The organism is Magnetococcales bacterium (assembly GCA_015232395.1).
Lineage (GTDB): Bacteria > Pseudomonadota > Magnetococcia > Magnetococcales > JADFZT01 > JADFZT01.
This window is the reverse complement of the sequence record JADFZT010000035.1, coordinates 1-17,749: the sequence shown is the minus strand read 5'-3', so window position 1 is coordinate 17,749 and position 17,749 is coordinate 1. Positions and strand designations below refer to the sequence as shown.

The 17,749-nt window shown below is 56.1% G+C and carries 10 protein-coding genes; 3 read left to right on the top strand and 7 right to left on the bottom strand.

Annotation, left to right across the window (positions count from 1 at the left end):
* Nucleotide 1 precedes the first annotated feature (1 nt).
* Both xerD and HQL52_11035 read right to left on the bottom strand, forming a co-directional pair.
* Complete coding sequence (gene xerD, locus HQL52_11040) at nucleotides 2–892, bottom strand: site-specific tyrosine recombinase XerD (protein MBF0369979.1); 891 nt, start codon at nucleotides 890–892, stop codon at nucleotides 2–4.
* Nucleotides 889–1,647 (bottom strand): methyltransferase domain-containing protein, encoded by a 759-nt coding sequence (locus tag HQL52_11035; GenBank protein MBF0369978.1) that lies wholly within the window; start codon nucleotides 1,645–1,647, stop codon nucleotides 889–891. The genes xerD and HQL52_11035 overlap by 4 nt, the downstream gene beginning before the upstream one ends.
* 376 nt (nucleotides 1,648–2,023) lie before the next feature.
* On the opposite strand from HQL52_11035, the gene gloB reads away from it, so the two are divergent.
* The gene (gloB, locus tag HQL52_11030) at nucleotides 2,024–2,791 is read left to right on the top strand and encodes a hydroxyacylglutathione hydrolase (protein MBF0369977.1); all 768 of its coding nucleotides are present in this window, start codon (nucleotides 2,024–2,026) and stop codon (nucleotides 2,789–2,791) included.
* A 219-nt stretch (nucleotides 2,792–3,010) separates the two neighbouring features.
* Here gloB and HQL52_11025 read toward each other — a convergent pair whose 3' ends face one another.
* The 3 genes from HQL52_11025 to HQL52_11015 form a co-directional block, all read right to left on the bottom strand.
* Nucleotides 3,011–4,942 carry a PAS domain S-box protein gene (locus HQL52_11025; protein MBF0369976.1) on the bottom strand — a complete coding sequence of 644 codons (1,932 nt, stop codon included), beginning with the start codon at nucleotides 4,940–4,942 and terminating at the stop codon, nucleotides 3,011–3,013.
* 102 nt (nucleotides 4,943–5,044) lie between these two features.
* Entirely contained in the window at nucleotides 5,045–6,244 is a 1,200-nt protein-coding gene (locus HQL52_11020) for a polysaccharide biosynthesis protein (protein MBF0369975.1), read from the bottom strand.
* Between the two features lie 18 nt (nucleotides 6,245–6,262).
* Nucleotides 6,263–8,752, bottom strand: coding sequence for a DUF115 domain-containing protein (locus tag HQL52_11015; protein MBF0369974.1), 2,490 nt, complete (start codon nucleotides 8,750–8,752; stop codon nucleotides 6,263–6,265).
* 105 nt (nucleotides 8,753–8,857) lie between these two features.
* Here HQL52_11015 and HQL52_11010 point away from each other — a divergent pair, with 105 nt between their 5' ends.
* Complete coding sequence (locus HQL52_11010) at nucleotides 8,858–10,399, top strand: glycosyltransferase family protein (GenBank protein MBF0369973.1); 1,542 nt, start codon at nucleotides 8,858–8,860, stop codon at nucleotides 10,397–10,399.
* A 155-nt stretch (nucleotides 10,400–10,554) separates the two neighbouring features.
* A complete protein-coding gene (locus tag HQL52_11005) occupies nucleotides 10,555–12,114 on the top strand; it encodes a glycosyltransferase family protein (GenBank protein MBF0369972.1) in 1,560 nt (519 codons plus the stop codon).
* Between the two features lie 80 nt (nucleotides 12,115–12,194).
* Here the strand turns inward: HQL52_11005 and HQL52_11000 are convergent, their stop codons facing one another.
* Both HQL52_11000 and HQL52_10995 read right to left on the bottom strand, forming a co-directional pair.
* A complete protein-coding gene (locus HQL52_11000) occupies nucleotides 12,195–14,804 on the bottom strand; it encodes a methyl-accepting chemotaxis protein (protein ID MBF0369971.1) in 2,610 nt (869 codons plus the stop codon).
* Between the two features lie 161 nt (nucleotides 14,805–14,965).
* A complete protein-coding gene (locus HQL52_10995; GenBank protein MBF0369970.1) occupies nucleotides 14,966–17,293 on the bottom strand; it encodes a response regulator in 2,328 nt (775 codons plus the stop codon).
* Nucleotides 17,294–17,749: the final 456 nt, after the last annotated feature.

Genomic DNA, 17,749 nt, shown 5'->3' with positions numbered 1-17,749 from the left:
CCTACCCCCGGGGATGGTAGCGACCATGGAGTTTTTTCAGCCGTTCCTGGGCCACATGGGTATAGATTTCGGTGGTGGAAATATCCGCATGTCCCAACATCATCTGAACCGCACGCAAATCCGCCCCGTGATCCAATAGATGAGTAGCGAAGGAGTGGCGCAACAGGTGGGGGGAAAGGGGCTTTAAAATCCCCGCTTCCCGGGCATAATCCCGGATGATATACCAAAAATTTTGCCGGGTCATGGCCCGTCCCCGGTTACTCAGGAACAGCGCATTGGCGTGGCGGCCTTTCAGCAGGAGAGGGCGGGATTCCCGCTGGTATCGGACGACCAACTCCCCGGCCACCTCCCCCATGGGCACCACCCGTTCTTTATCCCCCTTACCGGTCACCCGCAAAAAACCAAACTCCTGATCAATGCCATACGTGGGGATGGAGACCAACTCCGACACGCGCAACCCCGTGGCATAGAGTAACTCCAGCATCGCAGCATTACGCAACCCCCTGACCGCCGTTCGGTCGGGGGAGGCGAGGAGCGAATCCACTTCGGCTTCATTCAAAATCTGGGGCAGGTGACGCCGAGCCTTCGGAGAGTCCAAAAGTCGGGTGGGATCGTCACTGCGCACCTTTTGCAGAGTCAAATATTTGAAAAAACGCCGAACCGCCGACAGCTTTCGGGCCACAGAAGTCGCCGCCAACCCCTCCCCGGCCAAAGCCCCAAGCCACGCAGACAGATCCTCCCGGGCCACCTCAGAGATGGACTTGGCCCGCTTGGCCAAAAAACCGGTCAGCCCTTCCAGGTCGGTTCGATAGGCCACCAGGGTATTTTCCGACAAGCCATGCTCCACCAGCATGTCGTCCAAAAAACGACGGATAAGATAAGCGTCAGTCAATGTTTACTCCTTTTGATCCTGTTTCCTGCCCGATTTTCCGTTACCGTCATCGGCATGGAGCGGCGCCCCAAGGCAGAACTGCTACTGGTCAACGGAGTGGTGGCATAGACCACCTTTTCCGCTTCACACAAAATCACCCCCCCCAAAGGGGCAAACCAACGCTCTCCAGCCCGTTCCCAGGCAGAGGCTGCCTTAATCCAACGCTCCCCGGAAAGGGGTGGCAAAAAAAGGGCATAGCGGGATTGGCGCAGCAAAAAAAAGCCCCCCTGGAGCAACTCCTGAAGCTGCCGGGGAGAAAAAGGCCGTCCCCAGCCAAAGGGGGTCACATCCCGTCTGGCCCAAAATCCACCCCGGTTGGGGGTCACCACCAAAAGCCGCCCCCCGGGACGCAATATCCGCCAGCTCTCCCGCAGGGTCACTTTGGCCGAGTGCGACCCCTCCAGCAGGTGGATCATCACCACCCGATCAAAGCTTTCGTCAGCAAAAGGAAGGGTGTCGGGGCGCACCAGGGCGATGCGGTTTTCGCCAAATCTGGGCCAGGGAGCCACACCCATTTCTGCGGGAGAGGCCCCCACCAACCCTTCGGTCCAATACTGCATCCGGTCGAGATAGGGCTGGGTGTAGCCAAAACCGAAGGTGCGTTCCACCTTTCGCTCCCCCAACCACCCCGCCATGGCATCCCCCAGCAGACGGGATGTTTCCTGCCCCAAAGGGGTGGCATACCAGGTTTGCAATCGAATGGCTTCAAAGGTCATGGTATTTTAAAAACGCGTTGAGGGTTTTTCATGGATAGAGCAATCCCATGGGGAGGCTACCGGTAGCAGCCTTCCAGATCCCGTAAGACACATTAAAGGATCGTGCCAACTTACAGCCCTTGGAGAGGAAAGGGATTCGTCCAGCCCGAATGCGTTAAACCTAAATCCGGCAGTTGGGCGTATGTGGCTGGTGCAGAATATTGGTTCGCATAGTGAATTGGGAGAAATCGCTGTCACCTGATTGGTCACAAGACTTTCTCCCGATTTGCTTGGTGGATCAAGAGGCTGAGGCATGTACGTACGCCCAACTGCCAGATTTAGGTTAAACCACCTCCCTCCAATCGCGCCATCGTTCCATTCATACCAGGAGAGCACCATGTCCCATCCCCGACTCCCCACCACCCCGGTCGATGCCCTGGGCGACAACTATATCTGGCTCTTTCCCACCGGCCCCGGACAAGTCGGGGCAGTCGACCCCGGTGCCGCCCAACCGGTACTGGAACATCTACAGGAGCAAAACCTCACCCTCTCCCATATTTTGCTCACCCATCACCATAACGACCACACCGGGGGCGTGGCCCGGCTCAAGCAGGAGAGCCCAGCACGGATTATCGGCAGCGAAACCGATCGCCACCGCCTCCCCCCCCTGGATCAACCGGTCACCGACGGCCAAAATATCGACCTGGGTCAGCAAACCGCCCAAGTGTTCTCGGTACCGGGTCACACCATCGGTCACGTCGCCTATCTGATCGAAGATTGTCTTTTTGTGGGGGATACCATTTTCAGCCACGGCTGTGGCCGCATGTTTGAGGGAAACCCCAAAATGATGTGGGACAGCCTGAAAAAATTGCGGGATCTAAAGGAAGCCCAGTGGCTCTTTCCAGCCCATGAATATACTGAAACCAATCTGCGTTTTACCTTGGAGCTGGGAGGGGAGACCAGAGAGATAGAGAAACATCTGGCCCAAGTGGAAACCCAATCCCGCAACCTCGAACCCACCCTCCCCACACCCATGGCCCGAGAACGCCGGTCCAATCCGTTTCTCAGATGTGACGATCCCCAATTCGCCCGACATTTAAACCTGGCCGGGCAGCCACCGGAAGCGGTTTTTGCCTTTCTAAGGGAGAAGAGAAACCATTTCTGAGCCTATTCCAACCAGCGAAAAACCGCCAAAATCAGAGGGGCTGTTGGATGAAATAAACTAAAATCAGGCACCAAGAGATGGCCATCGAGAGAAAAATCAGGATCGGCGGAAGGGATCCATCAGAGGTAAGAGGATCAAAATGGCTTGCAGGAACAAAAAACGGCTTTGACAGGGAAGCCCAAGCGGGGGAGCGTCGCTGCCAGAGGGCTGGATTCCCCCTTATGCAGCTGAGGCATCCCGCTTGCCTGCAGCCTGGGAGTCGCAGTGGGCTTTCTGGATGGAGATAATCTCCGGGAAGATTTTTTTAAACACTTCCACCAGGGTTGGATCGAAAAACGTCCCCGAACAGCGTACGATCTCCTCCAGAGCGGCTTCAGGGCTCCAGGCGGATTTGTAGGGGCGTACGCTGGTCAAGGCGTCGAACACATCCGCAATGGCGCAGATTCTCCCTTCAATGGGAATCTCCTCACCACTCAAACCGTGGGGATAGCCTCCACCATCCCAACGTTCGTGATGGGTCAAAGCGATCAGGTAGGCCGTTTCCAGGGGTTCCACATGGAGACCCTGGAGCATTCTGGCGCCAATCACGGGATGTTTTTTGATTTGATTATATTCCCCCTCGGTGAGTCGCCCCGGCTTCAGGAGAACGTGATCGGGGATGCCGATCTTGCCCACGTCGTGCATGGGGGTGGCATTCAGGAGCACCTGGCATCGCTCTGAGGAGAGCCCTGCGGCCTGACCGATGGCCGCCGCAAACTGGCTCATGCGGATGATGTGCATGCCGGTATCGTTATCGCGATATTCAGCAGCCATACCCAGGCGATGAATGATATCCAGTCGGGTTTGCCAAAGCTCCTGGTGGGCCTTCTGGAGTTGCTCCTCGATGCGACGGCTTTCGATGATGGCTGCCAGGGTGTGGCAGATGGTGGTGAGGAAGGCATCCTCTTCGATGTTGCGGCTGTGGTTTTCCACCAGGTAGAGGTTGATCACCCCCAATAATTTATCCCGGGAGATGATCGGCATGCAGTAGTGGCCGTGGGGCTGCATCCCATCAAAGCGGATGGTGTGGTTTTCATCCTCCAGGTTGTGGGAAAAAACGGTCTTTCGGCTCTCGGCGGCCTGACCACAAAGGCACTGCCCGAGGGCAACCAGGGCACACTTTTCAAGTAGTTGAGGAGCGAGATTTTTTTGCGCGGCCATTTTCAGCTTGCCGCTCTCCTCATCCATCAAAAAAATCGCCCCCTTGAACTGTACGGCAAGCCAAGGTACCGATAGAACAATCTCCAGAGAGACCCTCAGCTGCTGGGAAAGGGAGAGGGGTTCCAGAGCGGTTTCCAGAAGGGCGTTGAGAGCGATCTGGGACTGCATGGCCCGCTCATCCCGCTCCCGCACCTGCACCCGTTCGGTGATATCCCGAACGATGGCGGAAAATTGCCGACGCTGACCCAAAAGCCAGGTAGAGAGGGAAATTTCGATGGGGATGGTCCGCCCATCCCGATGCACGCCGATGATCTCCACCGCTTTGCCGGAGAGCCAGGTGCGCCCGGTATCCAGGGCGTGTTGGTAGGCCTTTTCGTGGGCTGCGCGCAGGTTTTCGGGAATCAGGCGTTGGATGGGTTGGCCGACAATCTCTTCGGCTGTATAACCAAAAAGGGACTCGGCACCGGGATTCCAGAAGGTGATGCGGCTCTGCTCGTCCCCGGAGATAATGGCGTCACTGGCGGATTCGGTGATGGCACGAAAACGGGCTTCCCCCTCCCGCCGGGCCATCTCGGCGCGCTTGCGCTCGATAAGCAACCCGACACGTTGGGCCAGCACCGCCCAGTGGATGGGCTTGGTAACATACTCCTCGGCACCGGATTTGAAGGCTTTTTCCACAGAAGCGCTATCGGCCAGCGCCGTCACCATCACCACGGGGACATCCTCCCCCCCAGGCATGGATTTAAGTTCGGCGGTGGCGGTAAAGCCATCCATCACCGGCATGTGGGCGTCCATCAGCACCAGATCGGGGATCTGTTTTTGAAAGGCTTCCTGTGCCTGAACGCCGTCCCCCGCCTCGGCCACCTGATAGCCTCTCCGGGCCAAAAAGTGACGCATGGGAATCCGCATGGCGGGGTCGTCGTCTACTACCAGAATGAGGGTCTTATCCATTACCGAGTCTGGTCTCCATTATTCCCCCCCCCACATTCCTGTTGATCATTCTACCTATCCAGCCTCCCGGGTCTAGCTTTTAACTTGGGGATGACCGATAAATTACATTTTTTGGTCCAAATCGTGGGCTTTTTCCTCCCGTTGCAAACCGGGAACCGCCAATCTCACCGCTTCTACCAAAGCTGGAATAAACCAATCAGTCGATTCGTTAATTTCAGCTATCACTTCGAGGGCCTCCCGAAGTGCCTCCCTCTCTTTAAAAATCGGCTGGTGCAACACCCCGATGGTGCGATAGCGATCCAGATCGATCCGCTCTCCCGGCTCATAAAACTCCTCCAGGGGTTTTTCACCGGTGGTATCACTGGGGGAAAAAAAACAGGGCCACTCACGGCTGGAAGGATCTCTTGTTTCAGCGAAGGCCCGGGCCGCTTCGGCGGATTCAAAATGGCGGGGACGATACCCCTGGCTCTCCAAAAACAGCTCGGCAATTTCTGAAAAAGTCCCCGGGGGCAAAGCCTCTCCCTGGGCGGGAAACAGAATATCCCGGCGCTCCCCCAAAAAACAGGCCAGAAGACACAGCTCTCCCGCTTCCTGGTGGGAAATAAAATAGCGCCGGACATCATTGGGGGCGGCCAATGGCTGCCCCTTTTCCAGGCGATAGCGAAACCCATGGAGCAGGCTGCCATCGGAAAAAGCGACGTTGGCAAAGCGGGCGGTGGTGGTATGAATCCGATCCGAATGGTCCCACAACACCTTTTCCATCAGTGCCTTGCTGGCTCCCATCAGGCTTTGGGGGCGTACGGCTTTGTCTGATGAGACCGAAAAAAACCGCTGGGGGGGATGATCCCGAAGCCCGGCCAGCAGTTGATCCAGAAAGCGGACGTTGACGTTCAACATGCGCATCAGGCTATAGGGATCCCGCTCGGAGCGGACATGCTTTAAAGCCGCAAAGTTAAGGATATGGTCGTAAGGGCCAAAGGCTTTTAAAAAATGGTCAAAAGAGGAAGAACCCAGATCGATGGCTACGGTTTTAAAGGCCTCCGGCACGGACAGCACCGAGGATCTTAGATCCCGCACCAGCTCCACCAGATTGTTTTCACTGGGATCCACCAGATGCAAAAGCGCCGGTTGATAACCCACCACCTGTTTGACGAAAGCTTGACCAATGGAACCCGCCGCCCCAAGAATCAATACCCGGGAGCCAGTGATGATTTCCCGAAGATGGGATTGATGGGTCGCGATATCCTCGGCAAAAAGGGAGGCATCGCGACCCAAAACCCGACTGAGAAGATCTTTGGACATCGATTGGTTTCCTTGGAATCAGACAAACTTGGCCAGCTGCTCGACAAAAAGCCTGGCGGCCTTGTTGTCCGGGTCCTCTTCCAGTATTTCCTTAAACACCGCCATCGCCCCGGAAATATCTTTCATCTCCATCTTCAGCCGCCCGATCTTCAACAGGGTGACGAAATCTTTTTTGACAATTTTGACATAGTCGGAATAGACCGCAAGCGCCCCCTCACGATCCCCGGAAAGGCGCAACAGGTCGGCATAATAGGGGATGAATAAAGGTGATCGGCTGCTCAATCTTTTGGCCACGGCCATGGCAGCAAGCATATCCTTCTGGCGCAGAGAGAGGGAAAAAATGCGCTGCATCGCCTCCTGCATCAGGGAATCCAGGGTAATCTGCCTGAAACAACGAACGGCACGATCCAGATTTCCTTCCAGCTCGGCGATATAGCCCTGGATCAGGTGGCCATAGTGCTCCTTGCCTTCAATGCCGCTTTCAGCAAGCCCCTCCTGATAATCTTTGAGCTTTTGGATGTTTTTCTGACGATAGAGGGTAAGAGCCTTCGACTTGACCGCCCCGGGTTGCGCCTGATCCTGCAGGCAAAACTCCGAATAGGTGTTTTCGGTGGCGGCCATCTGTTCCTCATGGGCCGCCATAATCTCCCTAAAGCGCTCATCCCAAGGGGATGGCAACTGGGCCACCTCACACCCCTGGCGGTCAAAAAAGAGATGTATCCGCCCGGGCTGTTCATCTTTTTGCCACTGCCGAGCCAGGCGCTCATAGTCCGGATCACGCTGCTCCTCCTCCATGCGTGTTTCCACCCGCTCAATCGTCTCCCCCATGAGGTTGATCAGCTCATCGGCACTCTTGGAATAGTTTTCATAATAGCGCCGACCGGTCTCCTCAATCTCCTCATCACTCCACTCCCGGTCCCGGTCCGGGCGGGAGAGCTTTAAAAATTCCCGAACCGACCATTTGCGAACCAATGCTGAAATATCGCCATATTCATTATCGAGAATCTCCTCGATCTCGTCCATACGGGTTTTATATTTAAAATCAGGAAGTTCTCCCTTGCGTCCGAAAAGCCGTGCATTGCAGTCCAGCCCCTCCTCGGTCAATTCCTTGATTTTTTCCACCTCCTCCCGAACCCGCTGCAACTCCCCCACCACCATCTCATAGTGCGCTTGGCGGCTCTCCCGATGATCCTCGGGGAGTTTTTCCCGAAGCACCTCCCGGGGGGGCTGGGGCAGTTTTTCCAGAGCCACCTCTTCCCAGGGTAGATGCTCCACATGGGGAATTTTGGCCGCACCTTGGGCAGGGTTGATCACCCGACAGCCCGCGACCACCGCTTCCTCAGCCATGACCCCCATGCTGGGGATGGCGCTGTAAAAATCGTAGCGGGTTTCCGCCTGCCAGCCACCGTTGGTCTCCACTCTCAGCTCAGTGGACTCGGTAAACGGCCCGATGTCGCGCTCCACACTCCCCTTCAGGTGGGTAAACCCCTCTCGGCTGAAGCAGAGATCAAATCCCCCCAACACCAGCTGGGTAAACCCCATCCTCACCGCCACCCCCAAGGCCTGGTGAGAGACGGTGATACCGCTGAAAACATAGTTGTCCGGATTGAGTTCGGTCTCCCAGGGAAAAAGGCTGCCCATATAGACGCTACGCCCCCGCCACTGCCCCACCAAGGCGGGATGGGCGTGATACATGTTGACGAAGAGGGTCTCTTCGTGGAACGCCAACATATCTTTGGACTGGTGAAAGATCATGGTGTGGGGATCGATGGAAAAAATCAGATCCGGCACCACCCCCTCCCGCAACAGCTGGGGCGCGATACGGGAGACTGCCAGCACCACCAGCTTGTCCCGGTTGGCCTTTACCCAGGGAAAACATTCATCCAGGGAGGGGCCACCCGCCATGAGAACAGCAGTCTGGCCTTTAAAAAGATCTTTCAGAGCGGTGGAGGGGGTGCGATTTTCACTGAGATTTTCCAGCCCCTTCATCATGAATACCTTGGAGCCCACCTCCATGTTGACGGCCATATTATATTGGGTCATGCGCGCTTGAACATCATTGTGCAGAGTCAGATAGGCGTCATAGTGGGCATCCACCACCGCCATCGATTTCAGGCGCTCGATGTGTTGCAGATAAAAATAATCCTTGAGGGAAAATTCCGCAGCCTGCTCTTCCCACTTGTCCGGCGCAACGATAGCGAGATTTTTGGGAAACGATTCAAAATCAAGCCACTCCTGCAACCGCTCGATAATTTCGGGAAATTCGATAAAGAGAAAACGGGTGCCCAGGGGCAGACCTTTGTCCAAAATATATTGCACAAACAAGCCAGAGTCCGTGCCGACAATAAGGTAGAGATGATCCTCCTTGGCCAAAGAGTCGCCAAATTGACGGCGAAAAATGGTGTCGGATCCATCTTTGGAAAAAATTTCCCCATTAATCCTGGGCAAATAGCGTTCCCCATACTGATTGACCAGAAACGGCCCCAGAAGCGTCTCACCACCACTCATGACCCACACATCCCCATTTTCGAATTCAGGTTGAATTCCATAAGGTTGTCGCCTATTTTCGAAGATCGAAGATAACCCTGACGCAAAGCTCAACCTTCGGCCACCATGACCGCTACAGCTACGGATCCAGCCCAAAGAACCCATACGAATCCGCTGCAAAAAAAATTTACTGCGGCTCTAGAACTGCAAAAACAAGGCCGCAACCACCAAGCTCTCAAGATCTATCAGGACGTGCTGGCCCTCTATCCCAACTCCCCCCAGGCGATGTTTTGCTATGGGCTGGCGCTACTGGAGGTGGACAAACCGGCCGCCGCCACCGACTGGATCAGCCGCGCCATCTCCCGGGAACCCCAAACAGCCGGTTTTCACTACCATCTGGGCCGGGCCTTGCTCCTCCAAAAACGAATTCCAGCGGCCAAAGAGCGCTTCCTGGCGACCCTCAAACTCGACCCTCGCCACCCCCAGGCCTATTTTCAGCTGGGAGATCTGGCCATGGACCAGGGAGAGCTGGAAGAGGCCATGACCCACTTTGCCCAAGCGATTTCCCAAGCGCCCAATTTTGGCGCGGCATGGATCAATCTGGGCCTCTGCCACAAGGCACGCATGGATCTCGACCAGGCCCTCGCCTGCCTCGACCAGGGAATCGCTGCTGAGCCGGAAAATGCCGTCGCCCACGTCAACCGGGCCATGACCCTCCTGATGGCTGGCCGCTACCGGGAAGGGTGGCAGGCCTATAAATGGCGTTTTCAGCTGCCGGAATTGCAGAATAAACACCCCTCCCCCAAAACCCTCCCCCCCCTCTGGGACGGCTCCCCGCAGCCCGAAAAAAAACTCCTGCTCCTGGCGGAACAGGGGTATGGAGATAATCTGCAATTTATCCGCTATCTGCCCCTGGTCAAATCCCGGATGGGAAAGATCATACTGGCTCTCCCAGCCCCCCTGATCCCCCTCTACCAGGAGATGGCCGGGATCGATCAGCTGGAAAAAATGGCTGGCATCGCTGACAGCGAGGCCGCCAAAGGGTGCGATTTTCACATCCCCCTCCTAAGCCTGCCCCAACTTTTTGACACCACCCTGGAGACGATCCCCCAAACCGTCCCCTATCTACACGCTCCCAGCAGAGTGGTGGAAAAATGGCAGGAACGACTTGGCGATCCGGACTTTTTCAAGGTGGGTCTGGTGTGGGAAGGAAAGCCTCTGCACAAAAACGACCCCCTGCGGCGGCGCTCCTGTACTCTGGCTGATCTCGCCCCGTTGGGCCAGATCAAAGGGGTGCGTTTTTTCAGTTTGCAAAAGGGAGAGGCCACCCAACAGCTGAAACAGCCGCCCCAAGGCATGGAGATCACAAATCTCGATCAGGAGCTGAGTGATTTTGCCGAAACGGCGGGGGTCATCCACCATCTGGATCTGGTGATCACCATCGACACTTCGGTAGCGCATCTGGCCGGGGGTCTGGGTGCCCGGGTGTGGACCATGCTGCCTCAAGCTGCGGACTGGCGCTGGTATCCCAAAGGGGAAAAAAGCCCCTGGTATCCCACCATGCGCCTCTTTTGGAACGGCTCCCCCCAGGATTGGCAACCTTTAACCCAACACCTGGCCCAGACGCTCCAGGAGCTGGTCAATCAACACCGTTCAGGGGAGTTGTAACGGACTGAAAAATGAACCACCTGCTCCATGAACCGGGAGGATGAAGGGATCTGAACAGGCCCACGAGCTGATTGTCCGTATCGGTTTTGGGCTCATTCGGCACGGGTTTTGGATGAAATTCATTTGACCCCCCACACCCAAGCCGTGGACAGCCCATGAATGACCCTCAAAAACCGACCCCGCAAAAACCCCACAGCCAGGGGGAAACCACGCCGGAAAAGCCTTCAGCACAAGCCAATTGGTTGATAACGGAGGCGATTGATCACTACAACCACAACCGCCTTTCCCAAGCGGGAAAATGTGCCAGCCTCGCACTCAAACACCACCCCGACACCCCGGCTGCCTATCATGTTCTGGGCCTGATCGCGCAAAAATCGGACAAACTGGAACTGGCCGCCCGACTCATGGAAAAAGCCGTAGCGGGCAACCCCGGCAATCCGCAGTTTCTCTTTCACCTGGGAAATGTCGAGATGGCCCGGCAGAGGTATCAGAAGGCGGAGCAGCTCTTCAAAGCCGCCCTCCACCAAAAACCCGATTTTGCCCAAGCGGTGATCAATCTGGGCAATATTCGCTTCACCCTGGATGACCATCCAGGGGCGGTGGCCCACTATCAGACCGCTCTGGAACTCGATCCCAGACAATCAACCCCCTACTATAATCTCGGGGTCATCGCCCAGGAGTATGGCCAGCATCGGGAGGCGGTGCGATTTTTTGATTCCGCCATCACCCTGGCCCCCAACTTTGCCCCGGCCCATACCGGCAAATCCTTCTCCCATCTGATTCAGGAAGAGTTCGCCCCGGGATGGCGGGAATATGAGTGGCGCTTTCATCTGGAACGCCATGCACCCCGCATCTGCCCAGTCCCCCGATGGGATGGAACCCCCCTCAACGGCAAGCGGCTCTATGTCTACACGGAACAGGGGTTTGGGGATGCGCTCATGTTTGCCCGGTTTCTCCCCCTGGTGGAAGCCTTGGGTGGGCGGATATTTTTGGAATGCAAGCCCCAGCTTCTAAGCCTGTTTGAACATTCCGGCTTGGCTGAAAAGGTGACCCCCCGGGACACGGAGGATACCGCCCCCCCGCCCTTCGACTACGACCTGCACATCCCCTTGATGAGCCTGCCGGAAGTGCTCGGTACCACCCTGGAAAATCTCCCAGCCACCATTCCCTATCTCACCCCCAACCCGGAAGTGGTCGCCAAATGGCGAAACAAGCTGGCTGCTATTCCCGGCCTCAAGGTGGGTCTCTCCTGGTCAGGCAATCCCCAAGCCTCGGTCAACCGCCACCGGGCCTGCACCCTGATGGATCTGAAACCCCTTCTGGCGGTGCCGAATGTGACTTTTTTTTCCATCCAGAAGGGAGAGCCCGCCCAGCAGCTCCGAAATCTGCAAGAGCCCCACGCCATCCACGACCTGGACCGGGAGCTGACTGATTTCAGCGAAACCGCCGGACTGCTAAAAAATCTGGATCTTTTGATCTCCACCGATACCGCCGTGGTCCATCTGGCTGGCGCTATCGGCGCCACCACCTGGACCCTCCTCCACACCGCCTCAGAGTGGCGCTGGCTGGAAGATCGCCCCGGCAGCCCCTGGCGAACCAAAAGCCCCTGGTATCCCGGCATGCGCCTGTTCCGCCAGGAGAGCCCCCAGGTGTGGAGCAGTGCCGTCAATCGGGCGGCTCAAGCACTTCGAAATCTGGAAAGCGGCCAATCCTGATCCAGGGAACGCCCTCAAGCCTCTCGTCCCAGGCCAGAAAAGTCCCCCCACAAGCCCACCGCCCCTTCAGATGCCCACACTCACACCTTAAATCGCGTCAGGGTCTCTTTAAGGTCGGCTGCGGTCTTGGCCATTCCCTGGGCACTCTCCTCCACTGAATGGCTCAACCCCTCCATCTCCCCAGCACTACCACTCACCTGGGTCATGGCCTGGGCTACCTCCCCCGCAGCCCCAGCCGCTTCGGTGACGTTGCGGGCGATTTCGTTGTTGCCTTCGGTGGCTTCGACCACGTTACGGGCCACCTCCCCCAATCCTTCATTGGCTTCGGTCACCTGGCTGTTCACCTCCAAAACCTGTTTGAAGGCATCCACCACCTGCTGGGAAATGTTTTCCATAACGGTGGTGGCCTGCAACATTTTATCGTTCACCTCTTCAGTCTCTCGACTCATCCCCCCCATGGCATCGGAAACCTGATCGATGGCATCGGTCTGAAGATCTACTGCCTGCAAAATTTCCGAGTTGGCCTTGCCGATCCCTTCGATGGTGCCCATCACCTCCCGGGCTCCCTGGGTCGCTTCAGCGGAGCGATCCCGAATATCCTGGATCCGCTCCTCGATCATCTTGGTGGCCTCACTGGTTTTTTGAGCCAAGGTCTTGACCTCGTTGGCCACCACGGCAAATCCCTTGCCCGCCTCCCCCGCTCCAGCCGCTTCGATGGAGGCATTCAATGCCAGCATGTTGGTCTGGTCGGCAATTTCATTGATCACCTCCACCACCTGCCCAATCGCCTCGGCGGAACCACTCAACTCTTCCATAACGCCAAAGGTCTCACGGACATGTTTTCCCGCCTCGTGGGAGTGCTTTTCAGCGGAGGCGCACTGTTGACGCACCGCCCCGAAAGAGTCGGTTACCTCACGGATGGCACCGGTGGTGTTTTTCATGTTGTCGTTGGCCTGACCGGTGGCCACATAGACTCCCTGCAACTCCCGACTGCCCATCTCGGCGGTTTCTGACACAATCCCGAAAACACCGCTGATCTCATCCACCCCTTCAGCCACCCCGCTCAAGTTGGTACTCGCCTGCTCGGTGGCGGCAGCAATGGCTTGCATGTTGGCGTTGGACTCTTCCATGGCCGCAGAGATGGCATTCATGTTGGCGCTCATCTCCTCTCCCGAAGCCGCAGTGGTCACCGCCTGCTGGTTGAGATGATCGGCATTGCCGGTCATCTGGGTAGAGGTCGTAGCCAACCCCATGGAGGCCAGATCCAGCTCCATGGCGTTACCGGCAATGGTAGAGAGGAGTGTCCGCAGAGATCGGCCCATATCCTCCAAAGCCCGCCCCAAAGTCCCCACCTCATCCTGGCGATCCGGTCGATCCAACTCCCCGGAAGCGGTCAAATCCCCCTCAGAGAGCCGATTGGCAAAGAGCACCAGTTTGTCGATGGGGCGGGTGATCACCAGGGTGACACCAACGATCAGCCCCACACACAAGGCGATCGCCAAAAAAGCGATTCCCAAAGCAAACCAGGCACTACCCACAGCGGAATCCCGGGTGGCCTCGGCGGATTCAGTCATCCGGATGACTGAATCCTTCACATTGGCCTCCACCAAAGGTTCGATCTTGTGGACCATTTCCCGCATGTGGGCGGTCAGGGAGATGATTTCATCGTTGCGAGCGACAAGAGCCAGAAAAGCCTCTTCATAAATTTTGAGCTTTTCCACAATGGCCTTCTGCTTGACAGGTTCCACGGCACTGGTACCGACACGCTTTCTCATCCCCTCCACCACCAACTGGAGCCTCTCCACATATTTGGCTGATCCCCGCAGGAGATAATCCTTTTCGTGACGGCGGGCCATCAGCAGATCCAGCCAGATGCCGGGGATATAGTGGCTATTGAGGAGCTTTTCCAGAACATGGGCCTTGCTGCTCATGTTGCGGTAGGTTGAACTGGCCGTATCGAGTTCCGCCCCACCCCGGCGGGCAAAAACAAAGGCGGTGACGGCATTTTGATAATCTGAAAGCGCCTGGGTGATTTCCCGTTTGAAGTCATCCGAAAGCCGGGAACCCCGCAAATGGGTCACAAATGCAGCCATCCGGCTTTCAAAACCCCGGAGATATTTATCCAGATTGCGCACCACATAATCCTTCTCCTTGCGGCGCAGCTCCCCCAAATCGATCTTCAGCTGGGAGACATCGAAATCCTTTAAAATCCCTTCCATATCATGAGCGGCCTGGCGAAAACGTCCCTGGAGGCCCGTGTTGTGGTCCAACCCCTTCTCCTGCCAGGCCGCGACAATTTTCTGAAAAGCGTCATGGTAGGCCCCGATCAGACGGATAATCTCCTCGGCTGCCGGCGCTCCCCCAGCCAGGGATTCAATCGCCTGGAGCCTGCCCGCTTCCTGCCGAACCGACTCAACCACACCAGCCACACGGGCCACATATTTTTCCTGTTTGCGGGCCAAAAAATCCTTTTCACTCCGTCGGGCTTCCAACATGTAACGGTGAATATTGAGGGAGTGGGCCTTTTTCGCCTCATGCACCCGCAACAGATGTTCCCCATCCTCAATAGAGCGAAACAGAGCCTGATGGTATTGGACCACCACCCCTACGAACAAAAGCCCCGTCAAGCCCGCTGCAAGGGCAATTTTCATCCAGATTTTCAGGTCAGCCAGCAGATCCAGTAGCTTCATTTTATTTTTTCCACAGAGAAATACATCCCATACCCACCACCCCACACCCCTTCCCCAAGCCTGACCAGCCTGACAGCTCCATCACCCCTCTTCGGACAGGATTTATCTTTTCACCACATCTGATTCGGCCTGAAAAATGGATCACCTTCCCCGACATCTCCCTATAAACCACTGATCACCCGGTTCAATCTTTCCATGTCCAACGGCTTGCTCTCCACAAAATCGATTCCCTCAGCCAGATAGCGCTTCACATTTTCCCGAACCAGGTCAGCAGTGAGAGCAATGATGGGGATGGTCGCCTTCAGAGGATCGTTCAGAAGACGGATCTGCCGGGCCACCTCCATGCCATCCATCCCCGGCATATGGATATCCAACAAAATAATATCGAAACGGTGTTCCTCGATCTGGTCCAGAGCCTCCTGGCCGTTTTCAGCTGTTTGCACCCGATGCCCCTCTGCCAGAAGCAAACTTTCAGCCACCATCCGGCTTACCGGTTCATCCTCCACCAAAAGGATGGAGAGCGGCTTGCCCTTAACCTCCGGCATGGGTGCCATCATGGGTTTGTGTGGCTCAACCATTTGGAAATAAAGACTAAAGCAGAAAAGGCTCCCCTCCCCAACCCGGCTCGATACCTGGATATCCCCTCCCATGGCCCGTACCAATCGCTCACAGATGGCCAGTCCCAATCCAACTCCACCATGGGAGCGGCTGACGGAACCATCCACCTGGGTAAAGGCATTAAAAAGGCGACCAAGCTCACTCTCTGGAATACCAATTCCGGTATCCTTCACAAAAAATTCCAGACACACCCGCCCCTGGTCCCGGTGGATGCGTCGAACCCCGATTTCAATCTCTCCCTGGTCGGTAAATTTGACCGCATTGCTCAGTAGATTGAGCAACACCTGGCGCAGCCGCCCCGCATCCCCCCTCAGATGTGTCGGAAGCCCCTCCTCCAGGGAAACAGTAAAATCAACCCCCTTGCCACGGGCCGGAACGGACATCAGCTCTACCAAATCTGTGATGATCTTGCCGGGAGAAAAATCTACGGCCCGCAACTCCAACCGGCCCGCCTCAATCCGGGAAATATCCAAAATGTCGTTGAGCAAATCCAAAAGCGCCTTGCCCGACTTGGTAATAATTTCCACATACTCCTTTTGGGGCACCGTCAGTTCTGTCTGCTCCAAAAGTTTGGCCATGCCGAGAACCCCGTTCATGGGCGTGCGGATTTCGTGGCTCATGGTGGCAAGAAAATTGGATTTGGCCCGGTTGGCCTCCTCAGCCTCTTCCCGGGCCTGACGCTCCCGCTCCGCCTGGAGGCTCGCAGTCACATCCCGCGCCACCCCTTCCACGGCAATCACCTCCCCACGGCCATCAAACACCGGCACCTCCGCCACCTCCAGCAGATGAACGTTGCCATTTTTATGATAAATCTCAACCTCATACGGTCTCTGCTTGCGACCACGGATGGAATGGTGGGTGTGGCTCACCACCCCCTGGTTGATGGGGTTGTCGGTAAGATAGGTTTCGAAATGACTTAAAAATTCTTCCTGGCCATACCCCAGGGTCGGTGTGATGGAAGGAGAGACATAGGTAAAAATGCCGTCGATACCGTGGGAATAGAGAAAAAAACCGGCCCCCATGTTTTCGATCAGGCGACGATATTTGGCCTCACTCTGGCGAAGGGCGCTTTCAGCTTCCTCCCGCAGCGCCATATCCTCCCGCAGGCCGACGCGCATATCGTTGAGGGCTTGGGCGACCCGCTCCAGTTCATCCGGCTTGGCAGACTCTCCCGAAGAACGTTTCAAAATCAGAGGCTCGTCCAAACGGTCCAGGTTCAGTCGTCGGGCGTAGGCGGCCAGGATATTGAGATGGCGGGTAACCAGATAGTGAAAGATGGCGAGAATAAAAGCGGAAACCATAAAGGTCTTCACCGCCTGGGCTCCCAAAATCACCAACACCCGCTCTTGAAGCCGCTGGTAAACCCCGGCCAAAGTAGCCACCACCCGAAGTTCCCCCAGGGGGGTCCGCACACCGTTCACACGCAGATGGGTCAGAGGAATATGGCTGGTGATGCTGGGGCCCGACACGGGCAGGCCCATGACGAAAAGGGGGGTACCATCCTCCTCAATAATCTCCAGATAGGAGACATCGGGCAGCTCCAAAATCCCCTTGAGCAGGGTGCGGGTTTGATTGTCATTCATATCCCACAGGCTGTTGATGATACCGTGGAGATGGCTGGCCTGAATCTGGTCCATTCTCTCTTTAATGAGAGAGACATCCTTTCGATAGTCAAAACCGATCTGCAGGGCGGTTCCCATCAGCGTAAACAGGGAACTGATCACCAGAATATAAAAAAGCAGCCGATAGGCTGTGGGATGGTTTTGTTTATACCCCGCCACCCGGGCCAAATAGTGCCGGGTCAGGGACCACCATCCACCCGAAGCCAAGAGGGCTGGGGTTCGTTTGGTTTTGGAAGGGGAGTCGCCCATTCCTGGCTCTTTCCTTAAATGGCCGCATCCAGTGCCAAAATCAAACAGAGGGCTACGGTTTCAGGAGGGCGTTTCCCCGTCCCCCCTTACAAACTTCCCTAAGCACGGATGATGCGGCAAACCTATTGATTTATCAGAAAATTATACAGATAATTCCTTACAAAACTTCCCGCTGCCCGAAAGAACCCCAAGGATCTTTTTTTTTCCTACGCCATCTCCCCGGAATCCAAACTTCCCATGCAAAACGCCTTGATATAGGCTCGAATCATAGAATCACTGCACCCTCTTCGCAAATAATCCGTTAAATATCTCCAATATCATCTTGATTCAAATGTTGTTTTTTACTCTCCACAAATATGCATCCATCCCCATTCAGCACTTGGTATAGCAGTTCTATCTCAAAATTGAACACTCTTCCCTGACTCGTCATCCCCGCGAAGGCGGGGATCCAGGGAG

What these genes read in the sequence shown, in the direction of transcription:
- HQL52_11020 (MBF0369975.1), bottom strand. Translation starts at nt 6,244, where the DNA reads ATGTCCAAAGATCTTCTCAGTCGGGTTTTGGGTCGCGATGCCTCCCTT.
- gloB (MBF0369977.1), top strand. Translation starts at nt 2,024, where the DNA reads ATGTCCCATCCCCGACTCCCCACCACCCCGGTCGATGCCCTGGGCGAC.
- HQL52_11010 (MBF0369973.1), top strand. Translation starts at nt 8,858, where the DNA reads ATGACCGCTACAGCTACGGATCCAGCCCAAAGAACCCATACGAATCCG.
- HQL52_11025 (MBF0369976.1), bottom strand. Translation starts at nt 4,942, where the DNA reads ATGGATAAGACCCTCATTCTGGTAGTAGACGACGACCCCGCCATGCGG.
- HQL52_11000 (MBF0369971.1), bottom strand. Translation starts at nt 14,804, where the DNA reads ATGAAGCTACTGGATCTGCTGGCTGACCTGAAAATCTGGATGAAAATT.
- HQL52_11035 (MBF0369978.1), bottom strand. Translation starts at nt 1,647, where the DNA reads ATGACCTTTGAAGCCATTCGATTGCAAACCTGGTATGCCACCCCTTTG.
- HQL52_10995 (MBF0369970.1), bottom strand. Translation starts at nt 17,293, where the DNA reads ATGGGCGACTCCCCTTCCAAAACCAAACGAACCCCAGCCCTCTTGGCT.
- HQL52_11015 (MBF0369974.1), bottom strand. Translation starts at nt 8,752, where the DNA reads ATGAGTGGTGGTGAGACGCTTCTGGGGCCGTTTCTGGTCAATCAGTAT.
- HQL52_11005 (MBF0369972.1), top strand. Translation starts at nt 10,555, where the DNA reads ATGAATGACCCTCAAAAACCGACCCCGCAAAAACCCCACAGCCAGGGG.